This is a genomic window from Pseudomonas neustonica (assembly GCF_003797945.1).
In the GTDB taxonomy this organism is placed as follows: Bacteria; Pseudomonadota; Gammaproteobacteria; order Pseudomonadales; family Pseudomonadaceae; genus Halopseudomonas; species Halopseudomonas neustonica.
In genome coordinates this window covers 1-5168 of record NZ_RKKU01000054.1, presented here as the reverse complement: position 1 = coordinate 5168, position 5168 = coordinate 1, and the positions used below count along the sequence as shown (strand labels likewise).

The window sequence follows — 5168 nt, the reverse complement described above, 5'->3', positions numbered from 1 at the left end:
AAGCAAGGTGCTTTGACCTCGGTGTTCACCCTGGATAAACCGTTTCATGGGATTCCCTTGCAATGAAATTCTTAGAAACTATAGCAAGGGTTTGTCCTGGCGTTTTTACACACTCTGGGCCAGAAGCAGACATAGAGGTGAGATTTCCCGGGGCAGCTTTGCGCTCTTGTCTCGGCCACTCGCAAAGTCGATACCTACCGACGAAAGCGGCCACGCTTTCGCCTCTGCCTTCGCACTTCATTATTCGAAGCTCAACATTACAGATGAGGGAGCTTTTTCACCGAACAGCTTCTCTTGGCGCTTTTTCTGGATCTTAATTGCTCTGTTGCCGATCTCCCTACTTATCGTCGGCATAAACGCCGTGAAGATGGCTGTTGGTGCTATCGAGGCTTCGGACCATATGTCAAAACGGCCATCGACGATCTTCATAAACAGAATGGACGCGCTCCAGAAATCCTCCTGCCGTTGGGCATTTAGCATCTTTGCATACCAGGTCTTTGCCCAAAGATTCCTTGCATACGAATCGCTCGCAGTTGAGTGGGCTTTGCCAATGAAGCCCTCGGTGCCGTCGAAGCGGGACAGAACCGACTTAGCGTGGACGCTATCGTCGCAAAAGCCTGCAATCATGAGCGCAAGTACTGTCTCGTACGGCCGGTCCGTGGCAAGAAGTTCATCAATGTAGGTCTGTAGAATTGCCACCTTCCCGCAGAGATGGGCTGCGATGACCTCTCGCGCGATGTCGCTGTCGCTTTGCGGTGTTCGTAGGCGCCTTTTGCATATGTCCACCATCGCCGGGCTAGCAGTGTTGCTCCATAGGACAATGGTCTCTATAGGGATTTTTGCAACGCCGGTGACACGACGTATGGTCGGGTCCAATGCCAAAATACGGGTAATGAACTCAAGTGCTAACGGATTGCCGCTGGTGCCGAGTGCGACCGCTACCTGTAGGGCGACGTGGTGAAGATGACGGAGCTTTCGATCGGAGGTGGCGACCAAAATCCGGAGCCAGCGCTGACCACGATCAGCATCCTGTCCGATGATCGATTTGATGCCGTCGAACGTGAGGTCGGAGAATATTAGGTCTGCTTCAACAGCCGTAAGCTCAGCGGCAAAGCGTTCATAGGCGTTGTTCATGCGGCGTTGGCGCTCGTCGAACTGTTCTTCCGTTTCCGAAAGCCGATTCATCTGGGATGTGAAGTCGTTTTCCGACGGAACCCGTTCCGTTAACGAAACCAGGGGAGGCGCGAGGTCGGACACTGTCGGCGCCCCAGTCTCAATCTCCGGCAACTCCACATCACCCTCATAGTCCAATGCCTTCACAAGCGCGGCTTCGATGCGAGCGGCGATGGCATCATCCTGTTCGGCAGGTAGCGTTTCGGCGGCGAACCCGTAGTGGGACACGTTCATTCGATCAAGCGCGGACTCCGTCTCTATCAGGCCCGCTTCCAACGCTTTCAATATCGCGCTGGACCCGTGCCACTCCTCGAAACTGCTGTCGCGCTTGTTCGGCTTTTCCGCGCTCCATCCACTATCTATGACTTCCTGTAGTAATGAAGTGTCGCCGCTCGATGCGGCGAGGCCGAGCGCTTCATGCCGGAGATTTTTGAGTGGAGATCGGATGAAGTCTTTGACAATACTGACAGCGCGCGGTGTGAGCGGCGATTTAGAATAGTGGATTGATGCAAGAACTGCTGTCTGCGCATGCTCATTTCCACTCTGCAGAACACCCTCCAGCACCTGTTCCACTTTTTCCGGTGTGGCACTGCGCACGCATGAGAGCAGCTCCAGTAGGAGGGTCTCGCCCTGCATTTTTGCGATCGCGTCGAGCTGCTCGTCGGCGGTGTAATGCGGCAATGCGATGATCGCGGAAAACTGTGCCGTAAGGAATTCGTCCCGATCGTCTTGCCCGTCTTTATGCGACGCGGTGCTAGATACACTGGCCGAAAGGAAGCGTTGGGCAAGGTCTTTTGTGAGGGCCGCACTATGCCGTAAAAGCATCAATACGCCCTGAAGCCGCGCATGCCCGCTACGGCCGAGCACTTCGCTCGCGAGTGCACGGTGCGTGTGTATCGCGTCATCAGGTACGAAGCGTGCGACACCGGCCCGAGCGCCGCGGAAGTAATGGTCCTCTTGGGCCATTCGCCGGCTCATAGCAATTTTTTCTGGGTCAATCTGTCGATAGTTTTGGGCTGTCGCGATAACGTTCTCTGGTTCAACGGTATCGGGATTGCAGGGATCAACAGCGCTGTAATTTTCTTTTATAGACCAGCCTTCAAAGCGTTCTTGGTCGCGTGTGATTTCACCGCGGATACGGGCCCCCTCTTTGGCGTCGCCGACATCCCCGGTGCCGTACAGGATGCCGACGCGTGTCCACAGCCCCACGCTGGACGAGTGTTCCGCCGGCAGCGCTTCCAATCCCTTCAGGATTGCTGATCGAGTTTCCTGCCAATCGGCGCGGTTGTAGTGAAGAACCTGCTCAAATTCTGCATAGGGCACCGACGTTGATGAATTGAGTGCGGCAGAAAACCGCCAACGGACAAGATAGGTTGCGATCTCTTCTAGCGGCATACCAGCCAGAAGGTAGAGAGCGAAGCGACTTATACCATCGAACCTAGGGTGCGGAGCGACTACGAGCTTCCTAGTCATGAAGGATCGCTCGACCTCAGTGAGGGCAGCCTGACGTTCTTGAATGTTAGCCAAGACTCTATTGCGCTCTTCGTCAGCCTGAGTGACAGATCCATGGCCCGACGTCCGGTGCATCCCTCGTTCTGGTGCAAGCGAATAGAAGGACAGCCAACGCTTCGTAGATTCCAAAATGTGCTGCCAAATTCCCGGCTCGTCGCGCCGGTTGAGTAGCGCGTAAAGCAGCCACTCTTTGCTGGCGATGTGCTCTTGAGACAGATATACATTTTCAGCGGCTTGCAGGAAAGCGAGCGGGGCCGATTTTGCTAGCACGGCGAAGGCGTCGGCCTGGCTGTTCGGAAGATTCTGCAGTGATACGAATTTTTCGATCAGCGCGGAGCGTATCTCGGGGCTCGTTTCATCTTCAAGGCAAGCGATCTGCGTTGCGAGCAAGATAACCTTGGCCGTTTCATCAAGTGCGCTGATCGGTTCCAGTATTGTCGCTAGCTTTTCTCGCGGGTCGCGTTCGTTGCGCAACTCGCGTTCGAGTTGGCCGACGAGGTAGAGCGCGAGCGCCAGGTTGAGACCATCGAGTTTTATCTCATACTGTGACGCGCTTTCTTTCACCGAGGAGAAGAACCGGCTCGATGCAACAGCTTCGAGTTGGGCTTCTTGGACGGCATCGAACAGCCTAAGATCATCCGTATCCTGCGCATTCGCTCGAGCCAATACCTTAGCTGCGAGGTCTTTCAAAAGGTCGGCGAATGCGGGCGCCGAAACTGTAGCCGCCCCATGCTGCTCGATTCTGCGCATATGCTCAAAGAGCAGCCGCCCGACGCTTAGCTCATCCAAAAGCTCGATGGCCTTGGCTTCTATCAGCTCAATAGCGATACCAAGAAGTCGGGGATTCCGAACGGATTCGAGAACCTCAATCCTGGTGTTGGAGAAGTCGATGCCGCGACTGCCCAATATCTGTTTCACGTCATTGATGGACCACTCGGCCAGCGTGATCGTCCTTACCGGACAAAATAGCGTTTTTTTGAGATATGCCCAGTGCTGCGTACGGGTGGTGACCACTAGGCAGCCTCCCAGTTCCTTCAAACGAAGCGCAGCTCGGTCGAGCCAGCGCCCCCAGTTCGACTTGAGGGGTTGGTTGAGCCCGTCTGCTATGAGGGTTACGCGGACGGAGCTTGCCGGAATGTTCGTGCGCCAAAATTTGAAGCGGCGCTGCCAGCGCGCGATCACTTGCGGCGTAACATTTCCATCTGTTTGATGGATCAGTTTGCGAATTAGGAAGTCATCGAAGTCTTCTGCATCATCTCCGGTCAAATCGTCGGCAGGACACAGGACGAGAAGTGATTTGGGATTGGACAGACTCCAGCTCTGGACAGTCAGCCAGGATTTTCCGACTCCCTCTTCACCGACAATTGCGTAGATTTCGCTTTCTGGAACTCCGGAGAATGCCTTTGTAAGAAACGCTCGCTCAGGTCGGTCGAGTGCCGAAGGGCCGGACAGATCAAATGGGGAGAGTGGTTGGCCGAGCTCGGCGCGCGCCTGCACTTTGTCTGTAAACAACCGCCCCAGCCATTCTTGGTTGAGCGTCTTGGCGTGGCCCAACCCAACGTCTGTGGCAAGTAATTTTCTGAGCGCACTCAGCCTTGAGGGATAATCCCCGTGTTTTTCAAAGTGCTCGATTGCTTTGATAGCGGGTGTGATAAGGCCCGAACTAAGCTTTCCGGTGAGTCCTTGTTCGATAATTGCTTTGGATTTTGAACCTGCCGCAACAGTGGCGACGAGCAGCGCCCCGAGATCGTTATTTGACCAGTCCAATACCGTGAAGCCGAAGCCGATCTTGGCCGAAAATTTCCGCCCGTCTTCGACTGTTTGGGATGCCACCTCGCATGTTGCTCCGAGTATCCAGAGATCCACCACGCCGGTGTCGTCGTTCGCAACGTCGAAAAGCTTTGTCGAAATATCGTTCTTCGAAAGGCCTTCTTTGTAGCGTTTGCCCTCGAAATATGTGGCCCCGCCATCGAACGCCGAATCGCCGTCTCGTCCTCGCTGTGTACCTGACTTTGCGAGACGGAAAGATTGTCCAGTGATTTCACCCAGTACGACTCCGAGTAACCCTTCAAATCCTTCTGGGCCTGAAGGATCGAGGGCTAAAAGGGCGTCCTGTAGAGACTTCGCGTGCGTTTTATCTGCTGTGTTCATGCTGGAATGACGGTTCCACAAGTGTTGTAGCCAATGGGAGTTAAGGGGGCGTAGCTTTGTCAGGTGAACGCTTTGCTTCACCTCTTGGCTAGGTTCGGAAGAATAAAGGTGTCAGTTGCAGAACGACAACTTTCCGGACCTCCCGCTTTTAAAAACAACGAATGTCTCTTACTGGCCGAAATCTGCCTATCATGAAGGACTGCTACCGGCCCAGAGTGTGTAAAAACACTTTTCGTATGTTGGATGACTAAGCCCAGTGCTCTTGGGCGAGGCGTTTTCCCGGACATTTGCCAAGATCAGTGTCGATAGCGCGTCAGAACGTGTATGAAGCT

At 54.5% G+C, this 5168-nt stretch carries 1 protein-coding gene; it reads right to left on the bottom strand.

Annotated elements, in window-relative coordinates; translation table 11 throughout:
- Positions 1-240: 240 nt before the first annotated feature.
- Entirely contained in the window at positions 241-4836 is a 4596-nt protein-coding gene (locus EF096_RS19920) for an NACHT domain-containing protein (protein ID WP_123891484.1), read from the bottom strand.
- Positions 4837-5168 lie beyond the last annotated feature (332 nt).

What these genes read in the sequence shown, in the direction of transcription:
- EF096_RS19920 (WP_123891484.1), bottom strand. Translation starts at nt 4,836, where the DNA reads ATGAACACAGCAGATAAAACGCACGCGAAGTCTCTACAGGACGCCCTT.